Source organism: Geomonas paludis, from assembly GCF_014193585.1.
GTDB classification, from domain to species: domain Bacteria; phylum Desulfobacterota; class Desulfuromonadia; order Geobacterales; family Geobacteraceae; genus Geomonas; species Geomonas paludis.
In genome coordinates this window covers 327,144-351,827 of the sequence record NZ_BLXY01000002.1, presented here as the reverse complement: position 1 = coordinate 351,827, position 24,684 = coordinate 327,144, and the positions used below count along the sequence as shown (strand labels likewise).

The 24,684-nt window shown below is 63.5% G+C and carries 18 protein-coding genes; 15 read left to right on the top strand and 3 right to left on the bottom strand.

Features of this window, described 5'->3' with window-relative positions:
* The first annotated feature begins 69 nt into the window (after window positions 1-69).
* Window positions 70-1,743 carry an FAD-dependent oxidoreductase gene (locus H7687_RS07060; protein ID WP_183346354.1) on the top strand — a complete coding sequence of 558 codons (1,674 nt, stop codon included), beginning with the start codon at window positions 70-72 and terminating at the stop codon, window positions 1,741-1,743.
* Between the two features lie 404 nt (window positions 1,744-2,147).
* Window positions 2,148-2,735: a M23 family metallopeptidase gene (locus H7687_RS07055; protein ID WP_371877558.1), complete on the top strand. Its 588-nt coding sequence runs from the start codon at window positions 2,148-2,150 to the stop codon at window positions 2,733-2,735.
* Between the two features lie 254 nt (window positions 2,736-2,989).
* Here the strand turns inward: H7687_RS07055 and H7687_RS07050 are convergent, their stop codons facing one another.
* The gene (locus tag H7687_RS07050; RefSeq protein WP_183346352.1) at window positions 2,990-3,511 is read right to left on the bottom strand and encodes a nitroreductase family protein; all 522 of its coding nucleotides are present in this window, start codon (window positions 3,509-3,511) and stop codon (window positions 2,990-2,992) included.
* 218 nt (window positions 3,512-3,729) lie between these two features.
* Here H7687_RS07050 and H7687_RS07045 point away from each other — a divergent pair, with 218 nt between their 5' ends.
* The 9 genes from H7687_RS07045 to H7687_RS07005 all read left to right on the top strand — a co-directional run bounded on the left by H7687_RS07045 (window position 3,730) and on the right by H7687_RS07005 (window position 15,524).
* On the top strand, window positions 3,730-4,332 hold the full coding sequence (locus tag H7687_RS07045; protein WP_183346351.1) for a TetR/AcrR family transcriptional regulator: 603 nt from the start codon (window positions 3,730-3,732) through the stop codon (window positions 4,330-4,332).
* A 186-nt stretch (window positions 4,333-4,518) separates the two neighbouring features.
* A complete protein-coding gene (locus H7687_RS07040; protein ID WP_183346350.1) occupies window positions 4,519-5,826 on the top strand; it encodes an efflux RND transporter periplasmic adaptor subunit in 1,308 nt (435 codons plus the stop codon).
* An 85-nt stretch (window positions 5,827-5,911) separates the two neighbouring features.
* Complete coding sequence (locus tag H7687_RS07035; RefSeq protein ID WP_183346349.1) at window positions 5,912-9,067, top strand: efflux RND transporter permease subunit; 3,156 nt, start codon at window positions 5,912-5,914, stop codon at window positions 9,065-9,067.
* 1 nt (window position 9,068) lies between these two features.
* The gene (gene adeC / locus H7687_RS07030; RefSeq protein ID WP_183346348.1) at window positions 9,069-10,484 is read left to right on the top strand and encodes an AdeC/AdeK/OprM family multidrug efflux complex outer membrane factor; all 1,416 of its coding nucleotides are present in this window, start codon (window positions 9,069-9,071) and stop codon (window positions 10,482-10,484) included.
* Window positions 10,485-10,796: 312 nt separating this feature from the next.
* On the top strand, window positions 10,797-11,783 hold the full coding sequence (locus H7687_RS07025; protein ID WP_183346347.1) for a TAXI family TRAP transporter solute-binding subunit: 987 nt from the start codon (window positions 10,797-10,799) through the stop codon (window positions 11,781-11,783).
* A 23-nt stretch (window positions 11,784-11,806) separates the two neighbouring features.
* Complete coding sequence (locus H7687_RS07020; RefSeq protein WP_183346346.1) at window positions 11,807-13,096, top strand: alpha/beta fold hydrolase; 1,290 nt, start codon at window positions 11,807-11,809, stop codon at window positions 13,094-13,096.
* A gap of 92 nt (window positions 13,097-13,188) precedes the next feature.
* Window positions 13,189-13,932, top strand: coding sequence for an MlaA family lipoprotein (locus H7687_RS07015; protein ID WP_246404676.1), 744 nt, complete (start codon window positions 13,189-13,191; stop codon window positions 13,930-13,932).
* Between the two features lie 15 nt (window positions 13,933-13,947).
* Window positions 13,948-14,901 (top strand): hypothetical protein, encoded by a 954-nt coding sequence (locus tag H7687_RS07010; RefSeq protein WP_183346344.1) that lies wholly within the window; start codon window positions 13,948-13,950, stop codon window positions 14,899-14,901.
* Between the two features lie 317 nt (window positions 14,902-15,218).
* Window positions 15,219-15,524, top strand: coding sequence for a hypothetical protein (locus tag H7687_RS07005; RefSeq protein ID WP_183346343.1), 306 nt, complete (start codon window positions 15,219-15,221; stop codon window positions 15,522-15,524).
* 132 nt (window positions 15,525-15,656) lie between these two features.
* On the opposite strand, the gene H7687_RS07000 is transcribed toward H7687_RS07005, so the two are convergent.
* Together H7687_RS07000 and H7687_RS06995 are read right to left on the bottom strand one after the other, a co-directional pair.
* On the bottom strand, window positions 15,657-17,525 hold the full coding sequence (locus tag H7687_RS07000; protein WP_183346342.1) for a cytochrome c3 family protein: 1,869 nt from the start codon (window positions 17,523-17,525) through the stop codon (window positions 15,657-15,659).
* A gap of 144 nt (window positions 17,526-17,669) precedes the next feature.
* Window positions 17,670-19,046, bottom strand: coding sequence for a rhodanese-like domain-containing protein (locus H7687_RS06995; RefSeq protein ID WP_183346904.1), 1,377 nt, complete (start codon window positions 19,044-19,046; stop codon window positions 17,670-17,672).
* Between the two features lie 372 nt (window positions 19,047-19,418).
* Between H7687_RS06995 and H7687_RS06990 the strand changes: the two genes are divergently transcribed.
* The 4 genes from H7687_RS06990 (at window position 19,419) to cysN (ending at window position 24,425) form a co-directional block, all read left to right on the top strand.
* Window positions 19,419-20,756: an MATE family efflux transporter gene (locus H7687_RS06990; RefSeq protein WP_246404673.1), complete on the top strand. Its 1,338-nt coding sequence runs from the start codon at window positions 19,419-19,421 to the stop codon at window positions 20,754-20,756.
* A gap of 348 nt (window positions 20,757-21,104) precedes the next feature.
* Window positions 21,105-21,797 (top strand): phosphoadenylyl-sulfate reductase, encoded by a 693-nt coding sequence (locus tag H7687_RS06985; protein WP_183346341.1) that lies wholly within the window; start codon window positions 21,105-21,107, stop codon window positions 21,795-21,797.
* Window positions 21,798-21,867: 70 nt separating this feature from the next.
* Complete coding sequence (gene cysD, locus H7687_RS06980) at window positions 21,868-22,773, top strand: sulfate adenylyltransferase subunit CysD (protein WP_183346340.1); 906 nt, start codon at window positions 21,868-21,870, stop codon at window positions 22,771-22,773.
* Window positions 22,773-24,425 (top strand): sulfate adenylyltransferase subunit CysN, encoded by a 1,653-nt coding sequence (cysN, locus tag H7687_RS06975; protein ID WP_183346339.1) that lies wholly within the window; start codon window positions 22,773-22,775, stop codon window positions 24,423-24,425. Before cysD ends, cysN begins: the two co-directional genes overlap by 1 nt.
* Window positions 24,426-24,684: the final 259 nt, after the last annotated feature.

The following is a 24,684-nucleotide window of genomic DNA, read 5'->3' as shown; positions in this document are numbered from 1 at the left end:
ACGGCGGCCTCCTCTCTTTTTTCCGCTTTCGGGGGCGCGGAGCCTGCATAAGGTAGTGAGGGAGAAGTGATGAACAACAGGATAGTGGTAATAGGCGCCAACGCCGCCGGTGCCAAGGCGGCAGCCAAGGCGCGGCGCACCGACCCCCGGGCCGAGATCGTGGTGCTCGATCGCGGCAGCTTCATATCGTACGGCGCCTGCGGCATCCCGTACTACCTTTCCGACACCGTGAAGGAGCTCAAGGAACTGATGAGCACCCCGGTCGGGGTGGTGCGCGACCGCAACTTCTTCAGCAAGGTCAAGGGCGTTTCCGTACGCACCAACACCGAGGTCACCGCCATCGACCGGACGCGCAAGGTGGTTCGCCTGCGTGAAGGGGGAGGCGAGGAGAGCGAGCTTTGCTACCACAAGCTGGTGCTGGCCACCGGCAGTTCTCCCCTGGTGCCCCCCATCGACAACGTCACCCTGGACGACGTCTTCACCGTCAAGTCCATCGAGGATGCCGAGCTGCTGAAGGAACGGGCGGTGCCCGGTGCCGCCGCATGCATCATCGGTGCGGGGCTGATCGGCCTGGAGACCGCGGAAGCGCTGCAGGGCAAGGGAATGCGGGTGACCCTGGTCGAGATGCGGGACCAGCTCCTGCCCGGCGTGCTCGACCCCGAGGTCGCGGCCGTGGTGGAGAAGCAGGTGAAGCTGCAGGGAGTGACCGTGCTGACCGGCTGTGCCGTCACCGGTTTGGACGGCGAGGGGCGGGTGCAGCAGGTGATCGCCGGCGGCCGCCAGATCGCCGCCGACCTGGTGGTGCTCGCCCCCGGGGTGAGGCCCAACGTGGCCCTGGCCCGCGAGGCCGGGCTGGCCATCGGGGTGACCGGCGCCATCGCGGTCAACGAGCGGCAGGCTACCAGCGACCCCGACATCTTGGCCTGCGGCGACTGCTGCGAAACCACCCACCTCGTCACCGGCAGGAAAGTGTTCGTCCCGCTGGGGAGCACCGCCAACAAGCAGGGGCGCGTTGCCGGGATCAACGCAGCCGGGGGCGCGGCGACCTTTGCCGGCGTCATCGGCACCAGCATCCTCAAGGTGTTCAACGTCAATGCCGGCAAAACCGGTCTCACCGAGAGCGAGGCCCGCGGTCAGGGGTTCGACGTGGAGACGGTGCTCTCTCCGGCGCCGGACCGGGCCCACTTTTACCCGGGCGCCAAGCCGATCCTGCTGAAGCTGGTCGCCGAGCGCGGCACCGGGCGCATCCTCGGCCTGCAGGCGGCAGGGGAGGGGGCGGTGGACAAACGGCTCGACGCGGCCGCTGCGGCCATCACCTTCCGGGCCAACGCCGAGCAGCTGTCCCAACTGGACTTGGCCTACGCGCCCCCCTACAGCGCCGCGATGGACAACCTGATCGTTGCCGCCGACATCATGAAGAACAAGCTTGCCGGCCATGCCCGGGGCATTTCGGCGCGCGAGGTGAAGAGGAAGCTGGAGGAGGGGGATGACTTCATCCTGCTGGACGTTCGCTCCCCCGCCGAGCACGGCGAGATCGGGATTGCCGGGGCGAAGCTGATCCCGCTGGGAGCGCTGCGCGAGCGGCTGGAAGAACTCCCCCGGGACAAGGAGATCGTCGCCTTCTGCAAGGTGAGCCTCAGGGGGTACGAGGCGCAGAAGATCCTCGATGCGGCCGGCTTTGCCGACGTCAAGTTCATGGACGGCGGCATCATGGCCTGGCCGTACCGCTTCCGCGACCAGTAAACGGGCAGGGGAGTAAGCGATGCAAAAGGGACCGCCTGACAGCGGTCCCTTTTTCTTTACCGATCAGCAAATTCTTCCGCCAAGATGCCCATCCCCCTCTCCCTCCGGGAGAGGGCTGGGGTGAGGGCGCTGCAATAGGCAATGATCCCGCTTCGTTGCACCTCCCTCACCCGGCCTGCGGCCACCCTCTCCCGGAGGGCGAGGGTATGAAAGAGCTGCAGCGTCGTTGCGGAATATTCTGCAACTGGCAGGGAATATTCTGCAGCAACCGCGCCAGCTCCCCTTGCTGTCATAAGATAAACCTCCCTAGAATCAGCGCATTAGTAGGAAGCGACGGCACAGGCACGCAACTTGATACAGGCTCGCTGTCTCGAGCATCACATCTCTTCACGTCGGGGACCAGGGTGACTGCAGTACGGCATTTCTCTTTCATAGTGACCATTCTTCTGTGCTTGGCGCCGCTCCCTGCGCTGGCCGGCGCTTCCCTTCCGGTTGACGGCGTGGTGACCTCCGGTGTCGGCTGGCGCCTCGATCCCTTCGGTAGCGGCAAACTTGCCTTTCACCGCGGCATCGACATCGCCGTCCCGACCGGCACCCCGGTACGGGCGACGCGGGCAGGCAGGGTGACCTTCGCGGGGGAGCGCCGCGGCTACGGCGCCACCGTCATCGTCGAGCACGACAACGGGGACCGCACCCTGTACGGGCACAACTCCCGGGTGAACGTTCATTCAGGGGAAATGGTCCAGGCGGGTGCGGTGCTGGCCTTCTCCGGCAACAGCGGCAGGTCGACCGGGCCGCACGTCCACTACGAGCAGATACCGGGCGGCCGTCCGGTGACCGGGGAGAGCGAGGAGGTGCCGGAGGTCGCGACAGCCGCGCCGCCAAAGTCCCACGGCATGAGCGCGGAGACGCGCCGGCAACTCGAACAGCAACTGGACGAGTCGATCGGCTCCCTGTTGCAAAACATCAAGTCCAATATCAACGGCGGCTAAACGGTGTTATTGGCACACCCCTGTAAACCTCCTCCGGGGTGTGTCTTTTTTTCCTTCACCTAGCTGCGCCAATATCAAAAGGGGAGGGGACTGGCTCCGCCAGGTGCCTGTCCCCTGAAGGTGGCTGAGCTGAAAGGAGCGTTACGCTAAAGGGACTGGCACCTAACGGAGCCAGTCCCTTCTGCTTACCTGGTCCGAAGTACCCAACAAGGCCCGCCCCATTCCGGAGCGGGCCTTATCAATTTCCTTGGGCGTCAGGCCCAGCGGTTGCGCCTGATCTTTTCGCGCTGCAGCTTCTCGGCGGGCAGGGGGCGCGGGCGCTCGGCGGGGTGACCGATCCCGAGAATGCACTCGACCTTTACCTGCTCCGGGAGTCCCAGCAGTTCCTGGACGTACTGCTCGGCGCTCTTTTGGGCGTCGTGCCTGCGCTCGCGGATCTGCGCCCAGCAACTCCCCAGCCCCAGCGACAGGGCGGTGCACTGGACCAGGATGGCGGCGATGGAGCAGTCTTCGATCCAGACGTCGGACTTGGTGCTGTCGGCACAGACCACGATGGCCAGGGGCGCCCGCGCCACGAATTCGGAGCCGTGCTGTTTGGCGGCGGCGAGTTGCTGCAGCAGTCCGGCATCGTCCACGACGATGAACTCCCACGGGTTCAGGCTGCGCGACGCCGGCGCTCTCAGGGCGGCTTCGATCAGTGTCTCGACGGCTTCGGCGGACACCGGCTCATCGGTGAATTTTCGTATGCTGCGGCGTTTGCGTAACAGTTCGATCATGGCTTTCCCTTCTCAGTGAGATGACAGGCTTGGTTGTGACAGAGGCGCAAATCTACTCCAAAACCCTCTTCCAGTCAAACCCGCCCTGGTGAGTGCTGCGGGGCCGCCCGGCGCCTCATTTTAACCTGTTTTTAATCGTTTTTGCCGTTTTGCCTTATTGACAGCATCCAGCGAGGGGCATATAAGGGAATGAACGGTCATTCCGTAGGAGAGAAACAATGGATAAAACCCACAAGTGTGACAAGTCTGACAAGTGTGCCGAGAAGCGGGACCTGATCATCCAGGCAGCGCTGGAACTGGTGGCCGAACAGGGCTTCCACGGCGCCCCCATGGCGATGATCGCCGAGAAGGCCGGCGTCGGCGCCGGCACCATCTACCGCTATTTCGAGAACAAGGACGACCTGATCCGCTGGATCTACAAGAACGTGGAAGAGCGTTTCGTCGAGGTGATGATGCAGGGGTATCCCGAGCACGGGCCGGTGCGCGAGCGCCTGGTGCACATCGGCACCGCGCTGGTGCGCCACCTGATCAACGAGCCGCTGCAACTGCGCTTCGTCGAGCAGTTCCACAACTCCCCGTACGGCGTGGACCACCGCCGCGAGAAGATCTTCGGCCAGCAGAAGAAGGACATCATCAGCGAACTGTTCCACGAGGCGGTGGCGCAGCAGATCTTCAAGCCGCTCGAGCTCGCCATCCTTTTCTCGCTCTTCTTCGGCCCGCTGGTGGATATCTGTCGCGACCACATCCTTGGCTTCATCAAGCTGGACGATGCCCTGATCGAGCAGGTGGTCGGGGCCTGCTGGGACGCCCTGCGCCGCTAGCTGACGGATCGTTCATTCCTGATAGGAGAGGTTATTCATGCTGATGAAGCTTTGTCTGATCCTGTTCGCCCTTACCTGGGGCGGCATCGTGCTGATAGTTTCCTTTAGACGCAAATAAACAACGGCGGGCCCCAGCGCCCGCGTGACCTTTTATACGGGCAGCAACCAACCAAACGAGGTGTTTTCATGCAGATCAAGTACAGGGCACAGTTTTTATCCGTCGTCGTAGTTCTGAGCGGCTCCCTGCTTCTTTCCGGGTGCGGCAAGAAACAGCAGCAGGCCGGCGGCCCGCCCATGGGGCCCCCCGAGGTGGGCGTCATCGAGGTGAAGCCCGAGCGCGTGGCACTGACCACCGAGCTCCCGGGGCGCACCTCCCCGTATCTGATCGCCGAGGTCCGTCCCCAGGTGAGCGGCATCATCCTGAAGCGGGTCTTCACCGAGGGGAGCGACGTCAAGGCCGGCCAGGTGCTGTACCAGATCGACCCCGCGACCTACCAGGCCGCTTACGCCAGCGCCAAGGCCGGCGAGGCGCGCGCCGAGGCCAACGTGCTCCCCGCCAAGCTAAAAGAGGAGCGCTTCCGCGAACTGGTCAAGATCAACGCGGTCAGCAAGCAGGATTACGACGCCGCCTACGCCGCGCTCAAGCAGGCCGAGGCCGACGTCGCCTCCGCCAAGGCCGCAGTGGAGACGGCGCGCATCAACCTTGCCTACACCAAGGTGACCGCCCCCATCTCCGGCCGCATCGGCCGCTCCACCGTGACCGACGGCGCCCTGGTGACCGCGAGCCAGCCGACCGCGCTGGCCACCATCCAGCAGCTCTCCACCATGTACGTCGACGTGACCCAGTCCAGCTCGGACATGCTGAAGCTGAACCGCAGCCTCGCCACCGGTCTTCTGAAGCGCGACCAGGCGGGCCAGGCCCGGGTGAAGCTCCTGCTCGAGGACGGCACACCGTACCCGGTGACCGGTTCGCTCAAGTTCTCCGACGTGACCGTGGACCAGAGCACCGGCTCCATCACCGTGCGCGCCGTCTTCCCGAACCCCAAGCAGACCCTGCTCCCCGGCATGTTCGTGCGTGCGGTACTGGAAGAGGGGATCAACGAGGCGGCGATCCTGATCCCGCAGCGCGGCGTGACCCGCAACGCTGCCGGCCAGGCCGTCGTCATGGTGGTGGGCGCCGACAACAAGGTCGAGCCGAGGCCGATCCAGGTGGCCCGCACCGTGGGTGACGCCTGGCTGGTCAGCTCCGGCCTGAAGGGAGGCGAGAAGGTGATCCTGGAAGGTCTGCAGAAGGCGCGTCCCGGCACCCAGGTGAAGGTGGTGCCGTTCCAGTCCCCCGAAGGGCAGGGTGGTCCCGGCGCGGGTGGCCCCGGCGCGGGTGGCCCGCAGCAGGGCGCTCCGGCAGCCGCAGGGCAGGGCGGCCAGGGCGCCGCAGGCAGCAAACCGGCAGCCCCCGGTGCCCCGGCAGCCCCGGCACAGCCCCAGAAGAAGTAGGCGCGACCACTAAAACAGCCACTCTCGTCGATGTGAAGTAAACGTCGAACGTTGAACGTTGAACGGATTTCAAGGAGCTTATTCCATGTCCAGGTTTTTCATAAACAGACCCATCTTCGCCTGGGTCATCGCCATCGCGGTCATGCTGGCGGGCCTTTTGGCCATGAAGTCGCTGCCGGTCTCCCAGTACCCGCCCATCGCGCCGCCGCAGATCTCTGTCAACGCCATGTACCCGGGGGCTTCCGCCCAGACGGTGCAGGACACGGTCACCCAGGTGATCGAGCAGAAGATGAACGGCATCGACAACCTGCTCTACATGTCCTCCACCAGCGACTCCGCGGGCGCGGTATCCATCAACCTGACCTTCAAGGCCGGGACCGATCCCAACATCGCCCAGGTCCAGGTGCAGAACAAGCTGCAGCTGGCCACGCCGCTGTTGCCGCAGGTGGTGCAGAAGCAGGGGGTCCAGGTGGTGAAATCCACCCGTAACTTCCTGTTGATCGTCGGCATCGTCTCCGAGGACAGCAGCCTCAACCGCTATCAGTTGACCGACTACATGGTGTCCAACGTCCAGGACATCATCAGCCGCGTCGAGGGGGTGGGCGAGGTGACCGTGTTCGGTTCCCAGAACGCGATGCGCATCTGGATGAACCCCGACAAGCTGAACAACTACAAGCTGACCCCCAACGACGTTACCACCGCGCTGCAGGCACAAAACGCGCAGGTGTCCGCGGGCCAGTTCGGCGGCATGCCGGCCATGCAGGGGCAGCAGTTGAACGCCACCATCACGGCCCGGACTCTCTTGCAGAACCCGGAGCAGTTCCAGGAGATCGTGCTGCGCACCAACCCCGACGGCTCCACCGTGAAGCTCAGGGACGTGGCCAAGATCGACATCGGCACCGAGAACTACGACACGCTGGCCCGCTACAAGGGGAAACCGGTGGCGGCCATGGCGCTCAGGCTTGCCGCCGGCGCCAACGCGCTCGACACCGCGGAGCGGGTCAGGACCAAGATGGCGGACCTGGAGAAGTTCTTCCCGGCCGGCGCCAAGGTCGTGTACCCGTACGACACCACCCCGTTCGTCAAGATCTCGATGGAGGAGGTGGTCAAGACCCTGATGGAGGCGGTCTGCCTGGTCTTCATCATCATGTTCCTCTTCCTGCAGAACATCCGCGCCACCCTGATTCCGACCATCGCGGTCCCGGTCGTTCTGCTGGGCACCCTGGGCGTGCTGTTCGCTGCCGGCTTCTCCATCAACACCCTGACCATGTTCGCACTGGTCATCGTCATCGGCCTGCTGGTCGACGACGCCATCGTCGTGGTCGAGAACGTGGAAAGGATCATGACCGAGGAGGGGCTCTCGCCACACGACGCGACGGTCAAGTCGATGGGGCAGATCACCTCGGCCCTATGGGGCATCGCCACGGTACTTTCGGCGGTCTTCATTCCGATGGCGTTCTTCGGCGGCTCCACCGGCGTCATCTACCGCCAGTTCTCCATCACCATCGTTTCCGCCATGATCCTGTCGGTGCTCACCGCCCAGATCCTGACCCCCGCCCTGTGCGCCACGCTGCTGAAGCCGGTGATGAAGGGGCACGAGCCGTGCGAGTCCGGGTGGTACTGCGGCTTCTTCCGCTGGTTCAACAGGATGTTCGACAAGGCGCGCCACAAGTACGAGTCCATCGTCGGCAACTCCTTCGGCAAGCCGCTGCGCTACCTGGTCTTCTACGGCTGCCTGGTCGGCGCCATGGTCTTCTTCTTCCTGCGCCTCCCCACCGCGTTCCTGCCGGACGAGGACCAGGGCTTCATCGTCTGCCAGATCCAGCTTCCGGCGGGCGCCACCCAGGAGCGGACCATCAAGATGCTCGAGAAGGTGGAGAAACACTTCCTGGAGAACGAGAAGAAGTCGGTCGACTCGCTCATTACCGTGGCGGGCTTCAGCTTCGCCGGTCGCGGCCAGAACATGGGTCTTGCCTTCGTCAAACTCAAAGACTGGAAGCTGCGCCCGACCCCGGACCTGAAGGCGCCCGCCGTTGCCGGCCGCGCCATGGGCGCCTTCTCCCAGTTCCGTGACGGCATGGCCTTCGCCTTCTCGCCGCCGGCCGTTGTCGAGCTGGGCCAGGCCAACGGCTTCGACTTCCAGTTGCAGGACCGCGGCGGCCTCGGGCACCAGGCGCTCATGGACGCCAGGAACCAGCTCCTGGGCATGGCCAGCCAGAACAAGAAGCTCATGGCGGTGCGCCCCAACGGCCAGGACGACACCCCGCAGTTCAAGCTGAACATCGACGACGTCCGCGCAGGCGCCCTGGGCGTGTCGCTCTCCGACATCAACAACACCCTGGGTACGGCGTGGGGCTCCTCCTACGTCAACGACTTCCTGCAAAACGGCAGGGTGAAGAAGGTGTACCTGCAGTCCGATGCGGCCTACCGCATGGTGCCCGAAGACATCAACAGGTGGTACGTGAGAAACGACAAGGGTGAGATGGTACCCTTCTCCGCCTTCGCCACCGCCAAGTGGGAGCACGCCTCTCCGCGCCTTGAGCGCTACAACGGCATCCCGAGCACCGAGATCATGGGCAACGCCGCCAAGGGGATCTCCACCGGCGAGGCGATGGCCGAGATGGAGGCCATGGCCGCCAAGCTCCCCCCGGGGATCAGCTACGAGTGGACCGGCCTTTCCTTCGAGGAGAAGAACGCGGGCAGGCAGGCGCCCGCCCTCTACGCCATCTCGCTGCTGGTCGTCTTCCTGGCCGTCGCGGCCCTCTACGAGAGCTGGAGCATCCCGTTCGTCAACCTGCTCATGCTCCCGCTGGGCCTGGTCGGCGCGGTGACCGCGGTGACGCTGCGTGTGCTCCCCAACGACATCTACCTGCAGATCGGTCTTTTGACCACGATCGGCCTGTCGACCAAGAACGCGATCCTGATCATCCAGTTCATCAAGGACCAGCTGCACCAGGGGCACGAACTGGTCGAGGCGACGCTGACCGCCGTCAAGATCAGGCTCCGTCCGGTCATCATGACCTCGCTGGCCTTCTTCTTCGGCACGCTGCCGCTTGCGCTCACCAAGGGGGCGGGGGCGGGCGCCCAGAACGCCATCGGCACCGCGGTGACCGGCGGCCTGTTGTCGGCGACCTTCATCGACCTTATCTTCATCCCGTTCTTCTTCGTCATGGTGACGAAGATGTTCTCCAAGAAGCACGGATCGGCCAGAAAAGCCGCTGCCGCTGCGGAGGTGCACTAGCATGACACGCACGATCGCCAGACCTCTTGCCCTGGCCGCCTTCCTGTTCCTGGGAGGGTGCGCCTCGATGGCACCCAAATACACCCAGCCGGCGGCTCCGGTCCCCAACAACTGGCCCGCCGGCCCCTCCTACAAGGCGGAAGCGGCGGCGCAGAAGCCGCTGGCGGAGATCCCCTGGCAGGAGTTCTTCGTCGAGCCCCAGCTGCAGAAACTGATCGGCCTCGCGCTGGACAACAACCGTGACCTCAAGGTGGCGGTCCTGAACATGGACCGCTACCGCGCCCTGTATCAGATCCGACGCGCCGACCTCCTCCCCACGGTCACCGGTGACGGCGCGTTTGCCGTCCGAAAGACCGCCGACGACCTGGCCCAGAACGGCAACGGCGGCGTGGGGCACTCCTACAACGTCTCGGTCGGTATCAGTTCCTACGAACTGGACCTGTTCGGCAGGATCAGGAGCCTCAAGGACCAGGCCCTGGAGCAGTACCTTGCTACCGAGCAGGCCAGGCGCAGCGTGCAGATCACCCTGGTTTCCCAGGTGGCCAACGCCTACCTGACCCTGGGCTCCGATCTGGAGCGCCTGCAACTCGCCAAGGACACCCTGGCCAACCAGCAGGAGTCCTACCGCCTCAGCAAGAGCCGGTTCGAAGCCGGGGTCTCCTCGGCCCTGGACCTGCAGCAGGCCCAGACGAGCGTCGACTCCGCCCGGGTGGACATAGCCCGCTACACCACCCAGGTGGCGCAGGACCTGAACGCCCTCGTCCTGGTGGTCGGTTCCGACGTCCCGCAGGATCTCCTGCCCAAGTCGCTGACCGGGGCGCTGACCGCGGTCAAGGACGTGGCGCCGGGGCTTCCTTCGGACGTGCTCCTCTCCCGTCCTGACATCCTGCAGGCCGAGTTCAATCTGAAAGGGGCCAACGCCAACATCGGTGCGGCGCGCGCCGCCTTCTTCCCGCGCATCGCCCTGACCACCAGCGTGGGGTTCGGCAGCGACCAGCTCGTGAGCCTGTTCAAGGGTGGCAACCTCGCCTGGAGCTTCGCACCGAGCATCTCGGTCCCCATCTTCGAGGGGGGGCGCAACAAGGCCAACCTCGACGTGGCCAAGGTGGATCGCGACATAGCCGTGGCGCAGTACGAAAAGGCGATCCAGATCGCGTTCCGCGAAGTGGCCGACGCCCTGGCCCAGCGCGGCACCATCGACGAGCAGGTGGCGGCGCAGCAATCGCTCACCGGTGCCACCGCCGAGACCTTCCGTCTCTCCCAGGCCCGCTACCAGAGCGGCGTGGACAGCTACCTGAACGTCCTGGACGCGCAGCGCTCGCTGTACGCGGCCCAGCAGAGCCTGATCACCACCCGCCTCGCGCGCCTGAACAACATGGTGACCCTGTACAAGGTGCTGGGGGGCGGCAGCAAGTAAGGCAGCAACTCCCCGGCCCGGGGCAGCTTCTTAAGAGAATTCCGGTGAGTACTGCTTTGGGTCCCCCCTCCCCTTGCGGGAGGGGGGTAGGGGGTGGGGGAACTGGCTATCGTTTCCACAGCTTGCGGCTTCACCCACCCCCCGTCCCCCTCCCGTCAGGGGAGGGGGAGATCAGCCTCGTACATTTCCCAGGAATTTGCGGATGAACCCCGGGAAGCAGTACCGTGGACCCTGTCACTCCTTTGCTGCCTCGCTGCGAAAAAATGGTATAACTTAGGCTTGTTGCTCAAACTTGCTTCACGGGGGGACCCTATGCATGGTTGCCGACCTGCCGCGCGCTTCCTGGCGCTCCTCGCAGTTGCATCGTTACCGCTTGCACCTTCCCGTCTCCTTGCAGCCCCGCTGCAATCCTTCTCCATCTCCTCCGGCACCACCACCAGTTCCTACTACGCGGCTGCCAGCGCAACCGCCAAGGTCTTCAACCGCAAAAGCGCCGCCTACGGCATGAAACTCGCCACGGTCGCCTCGGCCGGTTCGGTCGCCAACATAGACGCGGTGGCCGAGGGGAGGGCCTCTTTCGGCATCGCCGAGACGGAGCTCCTGAAAAGGGCGGCCCAGGGGGTGCGTCCCTGGGAAGGGAAGGCGCGCGGCGGATTGCGGGCCGTCTTGGGACTGTACCCGGCCACCGTCACCATCGTCGCGGCGGTGGACAGCGGCATCAAGCGCGTCCCGGATCTCAAGGGTAAGAGACTCAACATTGGCGCCCCCGGCTCCATCGACAACACCTACGCCGGCGCCCTGCTGCAGATGTCGGGGCTCAACCCCGGCGAGGTGATCACGACGCAGCACTCCACGGCGCTGGCCCCGGAACTTTTGCAAAAAGGGGACATCGATGCCTACCTTTGCATCGTGGGGCACCCCAACCTCACCGTATTGGAGGCGAGCTCCGGCAAGCGCAAGGTGCTGCTGGTCCCGCTGGACGACACCCTGATCAAGCAGGTGACCTCGAACAACCAGCTGCTGGCGCCGGTGGTCATCCCGATGCGGTTCTATCCCAACGTGCAGGGGAGCGGCATCGTCCAGAGCCTGGGCGTCCGTACCGTGCTCTTCACCAGTTCCGACCAGTCCGATGAAGCCGTGTATCGCGTGGTGCGCGAGATCCTGGGCAACTTCGACCTGTTCCGGCGCCAGCATCCCATCCTCCAGGAACTGACCCCGGAGCAGGCCGCCCGCATCACGGTGATCCCCCTGCATCCCGGAGCGGCGCGCTACTTCAAAGAGTCCGGCCTGATGCCCTGACGGCCGGCAGTGGGGAGGTACCCATGAAACGTCTACTTGCCCTTGCTCTGCTGCTTGTTTCCCTCCTTGCCGCCCGGTCTGCCGCCGCGGCGCCCCCGCAGTCCTACTTCTATCCCTTCGTCAACCCGTACGAGGCGACGGTGATGGAACTCCCCAAGCAGTTCGAAGTCCGGCTGCCGGAGCAGGTCCCGGTCGAGGAGTTCGTGGTGCGCCCCTTCCCGAAGCGCGACATCCCCGAGGTGTTCTGGTACGAAAAGGGACTTCCCTGCTCGCTGGTCTACCAGGATCGCAAGGCTCCGCTGGTGTTCCTGGTCGCCGGTTCCGGCTCCCGTTTCGACGTGCCGCGCATGCTCAAGCTGCAGAAGGTGCTGTACCAGGCCGGCTTCCACGTCATCTCCATCACCTCGCCGACCCACATGGACTTCGTCGTCAACGCCGCCAGCGGGCTCCCCGGCATCGCCTCCGAGGACGCCAGGGACCTGTACCGGGTGATGGAGCTTGCCTATCAGAAGGTCCGGCACCGGGTCGACGTGTCCGACTTCCTGCTGGCCGGTTACAGCCTGGGGGGATTCGATGCAGCCTTCGTCGCCAGGCAGGATGACCAGGAGCACCGCTTCAACTTCAAGCGCGTGCTCATGATCAATCCGCCGGTCTGCCTGTACGACTCGGTGTCGGCCCTGGACCGGCTGCTGGTGGAGAACGTCCCCGGCGGAATGGACAACTTCGACAACTGGTTCCGCGGCGTCTTCAGCGAGACCATGCATCTCGCTGAGTCGTGGGGCCCCGGCGGGTTGAGCGGCGAATCCATGTACCGCACCTACAAGCGGATGCAGCCCAGCGAGAGCAACCTGGCAGCGCTGATCGGGCTCACGGCGCGCATGAACGCGGCGGACATGATCTTCACGGCGGACGTCATGAACGGCGGGGGGTACATCGTGCCGAAGAACGTCCGCCTCACCTCGACGACCTCGCTGACCCGCTACGCCATCGTCGCCTACAAGACCAGTTTCGCGGACTACTTCGACCAGTGGCTCTTCCCCCATTACCAGAAGCAGGAACCGGGGCTCACCCGCGAGGCGCTGCTGCAGCGCGAAAGCCTGCGCGGCATGGAGGCATACCTGAAGAGCTCCAAGAAGTTCGGACTGATTCACAACGAGGACGACATCATCCTGGTCCCCGGGGACATCGAGTACCTGCAGCGGGTCTTCGGCGACCGGGCCTGGATCTTTCCCAGCGGCGGACACATGGGCAACATGTTCCAGCCCGACGTGGCCTCCGCCATCACCGGTTTCCTCAAAGGGAAGGAGGAGTGATCATGAAAACGCACGCCGATCACATGCCTTGCTCGACGTCTCATGGGACAGTAACGCGCAGCAGCCGTGCCGTAACGAGGGGGAGTCTCCTGGTGCCGCTTTTGATTTTGCTGTTCCTCTCCGCCTGCAGCACCGCGCCCATAGTGACCGGTCCGGTCGAGCCGCCGCTTAGACGCTACGAGGACCTGGTGAAGCCGGGGCAGCCCAACATGCTGGAAGTGAAGGATGAGGTCGAGGGATTCAACCGCGGCAGCTACCGGTTCAACTATTATTTCGACGAATACCTCTATCGTCCGGTGGTGCGCGGCTACGAGTTCATCATGCCCAATTACCTGGAGGACCGAGTTTCCGATGCCATCGACAACCTGGGTGAATTTACGAACTTGACTAATAACCTCATGCAGTTCAATCTCAAGGCCGCCGGCATCACGGTGAGCCGCTTCGTGATCAACTCGACTGTCGGCGTGGGCGGGCTGTGGGACCAGGCGAAGAAGATGGGACTCAAGCGCCAGACCGAGGATTTCGGGCTCACCCTGGGGCACTACGGCGCGGGCAGCGGAAGCTACCTGATGCTTCCCGTGCTGGGCGCCTCCAACGTCCGGGACACCACCGGGCTGGTCGCGGACCTGGCCACCTCCAACTACCTGGGGCCGGTGGCCTGGATCAACGACACCACCTTCACCTACGCCTATTCCGGCATCTATGCCGTGGATAGGAGGCACCGCACCCCCTTCAGGTATCGCCAGACCGGTTCGCCTTTCGAATACGAGCTGATCAGGAGCCTGTACACAATGAAGCGCGACTACGACATCAGTCAGACCAACGAGACGAAGTAAATCCGGAGGCGGCAGTTGCTGAGGTTTTTACACTCCATCTTCCGGCGCGGCACCAAGTCAGGTGCCGTGCCCGATTCCCTGGTCAACAAGGCCATCGAACGCGCAGTGGACGGCACAGATCCCTGGATCCGTGCCGTCTTCGGCTACAAGAAAAAGCTCCGCCCCGCCGTCATTCACGCCATCGACCACGTGGTGGCCTTGGTGGACGGCACCGGGCCGGTCCTCCCCCTCGACCCGCAAAGCTACGACAGTAATCCCAACCTGCGCACCTATTTCCTTACCGCCTCCGAGATGGGCGATTTTCTCAAGCACGAGCCCAACCTGGTGCAGTTGCGCGGCAAGCGCGGAAATCATCAGCACGGTGCCACCGCTCTTCTGCTCATGGAAAAACGGGAGCGGATGACGCTTGGGGCATCGCTGTCAGGCGACGTGGTGCTGCGCGACGTGCCGCAGGTGTCGGTGAGCTTCGAGGCGCACCGTCTCATGGACCTGAACGGCAACGAGGAGGAAACCCGTTACCAGTTGAAGCGCCGGGCCTACGACCACCTGCTGCGTATCGCCTTAGGAAGGATCACGGAGCTGAAGACGAGAAGGGGGAACCTGGAAAAGCACCGGATCCTGCTGAGTTCGAAGCTCTCCCTGCTGCAGCGCGGCGGCTTTGGTTTCGACCCCCGTTCCGGCCGAGAGACCGACGTTGCCGGACTGGAGCAAAGGCTGGCGGACATCGAGGCGCAACTGCTGGCGATGGGGAAGGACGACAAGATGCTGGACGTCTATCTCGGTGTGGTTGCCGACGTGCTGGGGCGGGCCGAGGAGCACCTGTGGCTGGGCAAGGAGACGCTCGTGGTCGACCGGATGGGGATCAAACGCAGGGAGGCCGGTGTCGATGCCCGCGAGGTGAGCCTGGACGTCCTTTGTGATGCGGAGGGGAGGAAACTGGTGGTCTCGCTGGTCAGCATTCCGGCCTGACCGATAAAAAACTTCGGCAAACTGCGCCCCCTGCGGTATCACCGCAGGGGGCGCTTTTGTTCATGCCAGTTGCAAACGGTTGGTCAGACACAGTTTGCCGGCGCGCGCTTCTTGGAAATATTCCGCCGTCCTTTGCTCCTTGCTTCCTGCCGAATATGCCACGAGTGTTGTCGAATATTCTCTAGCTTTAATGTTGTTGGTTGTGAATATTTGTGTATTTACAACCAGTTATGGAGTTGGCACGGCCGATGCTCTATGTAGGTCAGCAAGCGCAATGAAGCGCTTAGCATGACCACCTACTAAAGGAGGAAGTAACTATGAAACAGAAACTCTTGGTCCTTATGGCAGTATCGCTTTTCGCAGCAGCAACCCCGGTCCTGGCTGACGAAGCCGCCAACCACGGCTCCATGCACAAAGCCGGTGACGCGCAGTGTGAGAAAGAGTGCGCCATGCTCATCAAGGACTGCAACAACCAGGTCGACAGCATTCAGGACAGGATCAAAAAGCTGCAGGTAGCCATCAACGAGAAGGGTGCCAGCACCTACACCGTCGAGGAGTTGAAGATTCTCAAGAAGAAGCTCCAGGAAGCCAACGAGACGCTGCGCGTGCTGAACAGGCACTAAACCGGCTTCTCTCTGGTGGCTAGAGGGACAGGCACCTGACGGAGCCAGTCCCTTGGGCCGGACCGATGGCCGGTAGCGAGGAAAGGGCACGCTTCACACGAAGCGCGCCCTTCTTCTTTGCCCGCCCGGCGGCTAGCGCTGCTTCAGCATCGCTTTTGCCAGCGCCAGGTTGTGGTAGGCTATGCTCCTGATTTTCTTCGCCTCCGCACCAGCGGCTATATAACCAGCCAGGAAGGCATCCAGCTCCCTGCGGGCGGCATCGGTCTTCTGCTGGTCGTAGGGAAGCGAGAAATCGATCCCTTTGACGTCCCAGGCGGTTGACGGCAGCAGGGTAAAGGGCGCGATGTCCTCCACCTTGCGGGTGCCCGCCATTTCCGGCTTCTCCCACACCTGATCGGTGAAGCGCATGCCGTCCCGGTCCGCCACCACCGTATAGCTCCCCTTGAACGCCTTCTTTACGTCAGATTTTTCAAAATAGCTCCACTGCGATTTCCCCACCTGCGCGTAGGAGTCATGGCAGGTCCTGCAGCCGCGCGGTTTGCCGATGGCGTGGCTCATCTTGTCCATCTGCACCCAAAGTATGGCCTTGTTCCCCGAGGGCAGGTCGCTGCGGGTGCCGACCCCGATGTAGGCGTCGTTGACGTCGCGGACGCCGCGTACCGCCTCGAAGAGCGCCGGCTCGCCGATGGCGGGGTTCCCGGGAATCTCCCTTTTCGGGATGGCCCGGAACAAAAGCCCGGTCGGCGCCAGCTCCCGGGTCTGGTTCATCACAGCCATCGGGTAGGGCTTCACGCCGATCCAGCGGCCGTCCGCGTTCCTGATGATGGTGGGCAGGTCGCGGGTGCCGTAGTACTCCTTGTGCTTGCCGTAGGGCGTCTCCACGCCGAAGGTCATGCCGGGTCCCCAGAAGGTGTATTGGTAGGCGCCCACCAGGGTGACGTGGCAGGCCGCGCAGTCGACCTTGCCATGGACCGAACTGGCCAGCGCCTGGACGATGTCGGCGTGGCAGTTGCCGCACGAGGCGCGCGCCTTGTCGGATCCGAGATGGCCGAACTTGTGGTTCACCGGCTTGTGGCAGTCGGTACACTGCAGCCCGGCCTTGAAATGGGTGTCCTGGGGCAGGTTGGGCGGGAACGAGTAGTCGCCGCGGAAGAAACCGGCGCCGCGTCTGCGGTCCATGGGACCGGCATGGCAGATGCTCCCCCGTCCGCCGCCGTAGCAGCTGGCCGTATCGGGGAGGCCGAAACTGTGGCTTCCCTTGCCCGCGTGCGGTTTGAAATGGCAGTCGTTACAGCCGGGATGGCACATGTTGCAGCTGCGGTCCGACGCCGCGTTCTGCGCCTCGCTGTACGGCACGGCGGTCTGCCCTTTCAGGTTGTCGTAGTTCTGGCCGAACCACATGCCGCAGTTCTGGGGTCCCGGGAGCTGCTCCGACCAACTGCGGTACGATCTCTGGTGCTTCAGGCGCCCCATCTCGGAGCTGCTGTAGTCCTTCACCTCCTGGGCGTGGCACCTGCCGCAGGTTTTCTCCGCCACCGCCGGTGAGAAGGCGAAGCTGTTCGGGTCACGGTCCTGCCAGTGGATGTTGGCGACCGTCTTGATCCCGGCGGCGGCGAATTTAGCCGCATCCCCTTCGGGTATCATGCTCTCCATGTCATTGGCCCGCGGCATCAGCGCCTTCAAGGCCCCGGCGGCTTCGCGGGACAGTGCCTGTCCCTTCAGCTTCGGGCCCACCCCCACCAGGAAAGGCCGCACCATCCCCTGGTGTGCTCCCTCCTTGTCGGCCTTCCCGCCATCACCCAGGTGGCAGTCGACGCAGGTGGCACCCGGCATCCTGACCTCCCGGTCTACCTGGGCCGGGTCCAGATACAGTGATTCAGCCCCCAGTTTCTTCATCATGGCTTTGTCACTGTGACAGATGACACACTGAGACTTGGTATCGGCCGCGAAGCCTGGGTTCGTCAGGATGAGATAGGCAACCAGGAGGATTATTGCTTTCATATCTCGTACTCCAGTCAGAGATTTTTGTAGCAGACCCTGAAAAGGGTACTCCTGATTTCCCCTGTGACAATGCGGGAATCTCGAAAAAGTACGCCCCGGGCAGTAACCCTGCCCGGGGCGTACCAATTCTCCTGCCGTGACCTGCTACTTGATTGTGAAACTGCCGTCCTTGCTGGTGGTTATGGTGGCGTCCAGGTACTGGACCTGGTATCCCTTCTCCTTCAGGATGGTGTACGCCATTTCCGCCCTGGCACCGGTGGAGCAGTGCAGCACGACCTTCTTGTCCCGCGGTATCTCTGCCAGGCGGTCCGCGATCTCGTCGGCCGGGACGTTGGCGGCTCCCTTGATCAGGCCGTTTTTTTCCACTTCATCGCTGCCGCGAACGTCGACGACCGCCACCCCGGAAGGGATGCCCGCGGCAAAGGTGCGGAAATCAGCGACGGCGATGGTGCCTGGTTTGGGTTTGGGGACGTAGCTTACGTGATCTGCCGGTGTGCCTGTGGCCACCGCGTACCCTGCGCCCTGCCAGGCGGCGTAGCCGCCGGAGAGGACGCGCGGACCGGGGTATCCTGCCCTGAGCAGTTTCATGGCAACCCGTTCGGCGCTGCCGTCACCCTTGGCATCGTAGATCACGATGGGAGGTTTCAGTTCCTTGCTGGGAAAGGTCGCCAAGGTCTGGTCGAGCGCCTGCTCGGGCACGTTGGCGGCACCTTTGATGAAGCCTTGGCGCGCCTCGCCTTCGGGGCGCACATCGAGGAGCACGAAAGAGAGGTCCTTGTCCAGCCAGGCTTCCTTCAACGCGTTCGCCTTCAGCACCGTGAAGTTGCGGCTGTTCCATTCCGGGATGCCATCGTGGAAGATCTTTACGTTGGTGTAACCGAGCTTTTCCGCCTCACGGGCGGAAGAGGGGCTGAGCGCTCACGTGACGCCGGCACAGAAGTAGACCAGCAGTTCCCCCTTGTCCTTGGGGAGTTTGTCCAGGTTCTTCTGGAAGGCGGGGTAGGGGATGTTGATGGCCGTCGGTATGGATCCCTCCTGGAACTTGGGAGTCGGCCGCGCGTCCACCAGGGTGTACTTCTCCTTCCCGGCGATGAGCTTTTCCACCTGCTCGACCTTCAGCTGTTTTTCGGCGGGCACCTTCATGGCCGGCTTGATGGAGATCTCGCTGATTTTCTTGATGCCGTTGCTCCCTGCCACGTACGCCACCCGCACCTCGTGGCCCTTTTTGATGGCCCGAAGCGACTTCTCCAGGTTCCCCGGCACGGCTGCGTTGACGACATTGAGTGTGTCCTTGTCGAAGGCCACTACCTCGGCACCGTCGTCGAACTTTAGCTGGATGGTCTGCGACTTCATGGCCACGTTGTCGAAGAAGCCGCGCAGTTGTCCTTCGGCAGGTTTGTGACAGACCGCGCACGATTTCACCTCTTTTACCTTCGCCTTGGCCGGTGCGGTCTCGCCTGCCAGTACGCCATGCGCTGTCAACAAGGCTATGACAGACAGAGCAGTCAGCGAACAGCTCATTCTTGGTACGGACATACGTTTCCTCCTTTGGGAGTGGTATAGGATGGAAGTTAGTAGCAGGATATAAGCACACATATCGGTCAACAATGGACTTGTTATAGCAGTTTTTTTGCATTGATGCCACGCTATCATGCAAAATGAAGAGGAATCATCCGTACGGGATAATTCCTCCCTTCCGCTTTGACTGTTTTCAGATCTTCCTCCCCGTGCAAGAAAGCTTTGATGCAATACCTCCCGGCATCGTCATCTCGTTTTCCCTCCTTGTTTTCTCAGGCTGTTGGCGTTATCTTTGCGGATCTGACCGGCTCCCGCCGGAGAATGTGTGGACGAGCCACATGCTGCGATTCCGACTCTGAAAGGTAGCCCCGTCCAGTGACCAACCACGTTCCGCGCCTGCTGAAACTGGCAGGCCCCATGATACTTTCCACCTCGGCCATCACCCTGATGCAGATCGTGGACGCCATCGTCCTGTCCCGGCATTCCAGCGCCGCGGTGGCGGCCATCGGCCCCGCCGGGCTGGCGGTGATCCTGTTCCAGGGCTTTCTCTTCGGCACGGCCGGGTACGCCGGCACCTTCGTGGCCCACAACCACGGCCGCGGCGACGCCGCCGGCGTGCGCAAATCGGCCTGGCTCGGCATCCATACCTCGCTCGCCTCCGGCATCCTCGCCCTGGCCGTCGCCTGGCCCATCGGCCAACTCTTCCTGTTGGCGGGGCACACGCCCGACGTCGCCGCCGACGAGATCAGCTACTTCACCATCTGCATGGCGGGCTCGCTTTTCCCGGTGCTCGGTTCCGCACTGGCCGGCTGGCTCTCCGGCATCGGGCGCCCGGCCATCGTCACCGCGGTCACCTTTTTCTCCTTCGTGATCAATGCCCTCCTGGCCTGGGGTCTGGTGCTGGGCGTCTGGGGCTTCCCGCGCCTGGGCATCACCGGCGCCGCGCTTGCCACCGTCTCCGCCCAGGCGGTGGCCGCCATCCTCTACGCCGCCATCTTCGTCGTCGGCCGCGGCTGCTCCGACCGTAGCGCCAGGCGCCTGGACCGGGTCGAGCTCGGCCGCTTCCTGAAACTCGCCATGCCCATGGGGCTGCGCATCAGCGGCGAACTGCTCGCCTGGACCCTTTTCCTGGTGGTGCTGGGACGGCTGGGGACGGTGGAACTGGCCGCCTCCAGCATCGCTTTCCGGATCAACGGCATGGCCTTCTTTCCCGCGCTCGGCCTCGGCCAGGCGGCAGGCATCCTGGTGGGACACGCCCGCGGGGCAGGGGAGGATGACGAGGTTCCGGCCATCGCCTCCCAGTCGCTGCTGGTATGCGAGGTCTGGATGCTGATCATGGCCGTGCTGTTCGCCACCTGCTCGGCCCCGCTCATCTCCGTGTTCGCCGGTCACGGCCCCGAGAGTGCCCGTATCGTCGAGACCGGGACGCTGATCATGAAGTTCGTCGCCTTTTACTGCCTGTTCGACGCCGCCAACGTGATGACCGGCTGCGTGCTCTCCTCAGCCGGCGACACCAACTGGGTCGCCCGCACCTTCGTGTACTCCTCCGCCGGATTCCTGCTGCTTTTGTGGCTCATCGACAGCTTCATGCCCGGCCTGATCGCCGAGTGGACTCTCGGTACCTGCTTCGTCCTCTTTACCGCCGTAATCTGGTCGCTGCGTTTTCGCTCCGGCGCCTGGAGAGCGATCCGGGTGCTGCACGACTCGCACTGAAGCTGTCCGGGGAGTCATCACCATTTCCCACTGACATAGCTGTAGTATCTTCTTCTGTCACTGCTCCCCACGGTTCACTATCCCACCATTGCTTGCTCCAGAACGGCACCGCGGCTGATAGCGCGGTGCCTTAAATCTTTGCGCATAATCAGCCTGTTACAGTGCCATGTGTTGTCCGGTTGCCAGTGGCGGAAACAAGGTAATACAAAAACCTAGCTGTTAGCTGTGCAATTAAGATAAATTTTCTTGACTGCTTTGGTTGAATAAGCTACAACGTCACACAAGCTCGGATCTGGGGTTTTATCACTTCGATCGCGCAATCGAACCGTATCTTGAAAGGACGCACCCATGAACGCTGTGCCTGAAGTCCCCGCCAACGCAACCGCCCAGGAGATCCTTCGTCTCGGCCTTGAAGCAGCCCAAGGGCCGGTGAAACTGGCCTGCTCGTTCTCGCTGGAGGACGTCGCCATCATCGAGCTTGCCCAGGAGGCCGGTCTGGAGATCGGCGTCTTCGCGCTCGATACCGGCAGGCTCAACGAGGAAACCTACGAGGTGGCCGACGCCCTCACCGAACGCTACCGCATCCAGATCGACTGGTACTTCCCGAAGCACGAGGCCGTCGAGAAGCTGGAGCGCGAGAAGGGGCTCTTCTCCTTCAGGGAATCGCTGGAGAACCGCCACGAGTGCTGCCACATCCGCAAGGTGGAACCGCTGGGGCGCGCGCTGCAAGGGCTCGCCGGCTGGATCACCGGCATGCGCCGCGAACACAACGTCACCCGCACCGACCTGAAGGCCATCGAGCTGGACCAGTTGAACGGCGGCATCCTCAAACTCAACCCGCTGCTGGACTGGAGCGAGGCGCAGCTTATGGACTTCGTCCAGGAGCGCCGCCTGCCGCAGAACCGCCTCCTGAAGCAGGGGTATCGCTCCATCGGCTGCGCCCCTTGTACCCGCGCGGTCCAGCCGGGCGAAGACGCCCGCGCCGGACGGTGGTGGTGGGAGAACCCTGAGCATAAGGAATGCGGGCTGCACCGCCGATAAACAGGGTAGGGGAACATGCGCCCGGCGCTGCTACGGCTCCGGCACACGAAGATCGATACGGGATAATGCCATGAAGAAAAATCTGACCCATCTGCAGCAACTCGAAGCCGAAAGCATCCACATCATCCGCGAGGTGGTGGCCGAGTTCGACAACCCGGTGATGCTCTATTCCATCGGCAAGGACTCCGCCGTCATGCTGCACCTGGCCCGCAAGGCCTTCTACCCGGCCCCGCCGCCGTTTCCGCTGTTGCACGTGGACACCACCTGGAAGTTCCGCGACATGATCGAGTTCCGCGGCCGCATGGCCAAGGAGTCCGGCATGGAGCTGCTGGTGCACGTCAACGAGGACGGGGTGAAAAAGGGAGTCTCTCCCTTTACCCACGGCTCGGCGCTCTACACCGACGTCATGAAGACCGAGGGACTCAAGCAGGCGCTGGACAAGTACAAGTTCGATGCGGCCTTCGGCGGCGCGCGCCGCGACGAGGAGAAATCCCGCGCCAAGGAGCGCATCTTCTCCTTCCGTAGCGCCAACCACCGCTGGGACCCGAAGAACCAGCGCCCCGAGCTCTGGAGCCTGTACAACACCCGCATCAAGCCGGGCGAGAGCATCCGCGTCTTCCCGCTCTCCAACTGGACCGAACTGGACATCTGGCAGTACATCCACCTGGAAGAGATCCCCATCGTGCCCCTTTACTACGCGGCGGTGCGCCCCGTGGTCGAGCGCGACGGCATGCTGATCATGGTCGACGACGACCGGCTGGAACTGAAGCCGGGCGAGAAGGTCGAGTACAAGTCGGTCCGCTTCCGCACCCTGGGCTGCTATCCGCTCACCGGTGCGGTCGAGTCCGAGGCCGACACGCTCCCCGAGATCATCCAGGAAATGCTGCTCACCCGCACCTCCGAGCGCCAGGGGCGCCTGATCGACCACGACCAGGCCGGTTCGATGGAGAAGAAGAAACAGGAAGGGTACTTCTAATGGCACATCAATCAGAACTGATCGAGAAAGATATCCTTGCCTACCTGAAGAGCCAGGAGGAGAAGTCGCTGCTCCGTTTCATCACCTGCGGCAGCGTGGACGACGGCAAGAGCACCCTGATCGGCCGCCTTCTGTGGGACTCCAAGATGGTCTTCGAGGACCAGCTCGCCGCGCTGGAGGCCGACAGCAAGAAGGTGGGGACCCAGGGGGGCGCCATCGACTACGCGCTGCTTCTGGACGGTCTGCAGGCCGAGCGGGAGCAGGGGATCACCATCGACGTCGCCTACCGCTTCTTCTCCACCGACCGCCGCAAGTTCATCGTGGCCGACACCCCGGGACACGAGCAGTACACCCGCAACATGGTGACCGGCGCCTCGACCGCCAAGGTCGCCGTCATCCTGGTCGACGCCCGCAAGGGGCTCTTGACCCAGACCCGCCGTCACAGCTTCCTGGTCTCCCTGGTGGGGATCAAGCACATCGTCCTGGCCATCAACAAGATGGACCTGATCGGCTACGACGAGGAGAAGTTCCGCGCCATCGAGGCGGACTACCGCGAGTTCGCAGCACCGCTGGGCTTTGCCAGCATCACCGCGCTCCCCATCTCCGCGTTGAACGGCGACAACATCATCGAGAAGAGCAGCGAGACTGCATGGTATCAGGGGCCGACCCTGATGCACTTCCTGGAGACGGTGCAGGTCGAGGACGACCGCGACCAGCAGCCGTTCCGTCTCCCGGTGCAGTGGGTGAACCGTCCCAACCTTGACTTCCGCGGCTTCTGCGGCACCGTCGCCTCCGGCACGGTCCGCCCCGGCGACGAGATCAGGGTGGCCTCCTCGGGACAAACCAGCAAGGTTGCCCGGATCGTCACCTTCAACGGCGATCTCAACGAAGCAGTGGCGGGACAGGCGGTCACGCTCACCCTGGAGGACGAAATCGACATCAGCCGCGGCGACATGCTGACCCGTCCCGAGGCGCCCCCCTTGTACACCCGGCATCCCGAGGCGCACCTGGTCTGGATGCACGACGAGCCGCTGCAGCCCGGGCAGCTCTACCTGGTCAAGACCGCCACCGGCGTCACCCCCGGGCGCGTTACCGCGGTGCAGTACGCGGTGGACGTGAACACCCTGGAGCAGAAGCAGGTCAGCACCCTGGGGCTGAACGAGATCGGCCTGGCGCGTATCGAGCTGGACCGTCCGGTTTCCTTCGACCCTTACGGCGCCAACCGCGATACCGGCAGCTTCATCCTCATCGACCGGTTCACCAACGCGACGGTGGCGGCAGGCATGGTGCTGAGCGCTCCCGACGAGTCGCAGCGGGCGCATCTCTCCGCCAGCGACAGTAACCCCTGGGCCCCGCGGCACATCACCCTCGATGCCGTGGCCGCCACCAACCTGAACGTCGTCGATCTCACCGAGGAGAAGGGGCTTTTCATCCTCGATCTGGCCCAGAGCATCCACGACTACCTGGGCAAGGGGAACCGCATCCTGATCCGGCTGCGCGATCTCTCCCAGCTGGAGCCGGTGGCGCAACTGGCCTACGAGCATGAGCTTGCCTTCGAATTTGACCGAAACGGCGACGGCGTCAGCATCCTGCTCTTCAAGCGCGGCACCAGCCCGGTAAAAGGGTACGGTGACGACGGCACCGGCATCTAGCCCGTCTCAGAGCGTACCTTCACATAGAAAATGGCCAAGGCGGCGGCAGCTCACGCGAGTCGCGCCTTGGCCATTTTTCATACGGTCGTGGTGCACGCAATCGGCTACCGCGTCAGATCTTACATGATTCACCTGCTCCGCCGGCTTTGCTCTCGCCGGTGCCCCTGTGTCACATTTCCCCCCCCGCCTTGTACCTCCTGTTCCGACCCAGGACCCATCGATTTTTTTTTGACAACCCGGCATGGTGGCGATGTCTGCT

Coding starts and splice junctions, on each gene's coding strand:
- cysD (WP_183346340.1), top strand. CDS start 21,868: ATGAAGAAAAATCTGACCCATCTGCAGCAACTCGAAGCCGAAAGCATC.
- H7687_RS07060 (WP_183346354.1), top strand. CDS start 70: ATGAACAACAGGATAGTGGTAATAGGCGCCAACGCCGCCGGTGCCAAG.
- adeC (WP_183346348.1), top strand. CDS start 9,069: ATGACACGCACGATCGCCAGACCTCTTGCCCTGGCCGCCTTCCTGTTC.
- H7687_RS06985 (WP_183346341.1), top strand. CDS start 21,105: ATGAACGCTGTGCCTGAAGTCCCCGCCAACGCAACCGCCCAGGAGATC.
- cysN (WP_183346339.1), top strand. CDS start 22,773: ATGGCACATCAATCAGAACTGATCGAGAAAGATATCCTTGCCTACCTG.
- H7687_RS07045 (WP_183346351.1), top strand. CDS start 3,730: ATGGATAAAACCCACAAGTGTGACAAGTCTGACAAGTGTGCCGAGAAG.
- H7687_RS07025 (WP_183346347.1), top strand. CDS start 10,797: ATGCATGGTTGCCGACCTGCCGCGCGCTTCCTGGCGCTCCTCGCAGTT.
- H7687_RS07000 (WP_183346342.1), bottom strand. CDS start 17,525: ATGAAAGCAATAATCCTCCTGGTTGCCTATCTCATCCTGACGAACCCA.
- H7687_RS07050 (WP_183346352.1), bottom strand. CDS start 3,511: ATGATCGAACTGTTACGCAAACGCCGCAGCATACGAAAATTCACCGAT.
- H7687_RS07005 (WP_183346343.1), top strand. CDS start 15,219: ATGAAACAGAAACTCTTGGTCCTTATGGCAGTATCGCTTTTCGCAGCA.
- H7687_RS07035 (WP_183346349.1), top strand. CDS start 5,912: ATGTCCAGGTTTTTCATAAACAGACCCATCTTCGCCTGGGTCATCGCC.
- H7687_RS07040 (WP_183346350.1), top strand. CDS start 4,519: ATGCAGATCAAGTACAGGGCACAGTTTTTATCCGTCGTCGTAGTTCTG.
- H7687_RS07020 (WP_183346346.1), top strand. CDS start 11,807: ATGAAACGTCTACTTGCCCTTGCTCTGCTGCTTGTTTCCCTCCTTGCC.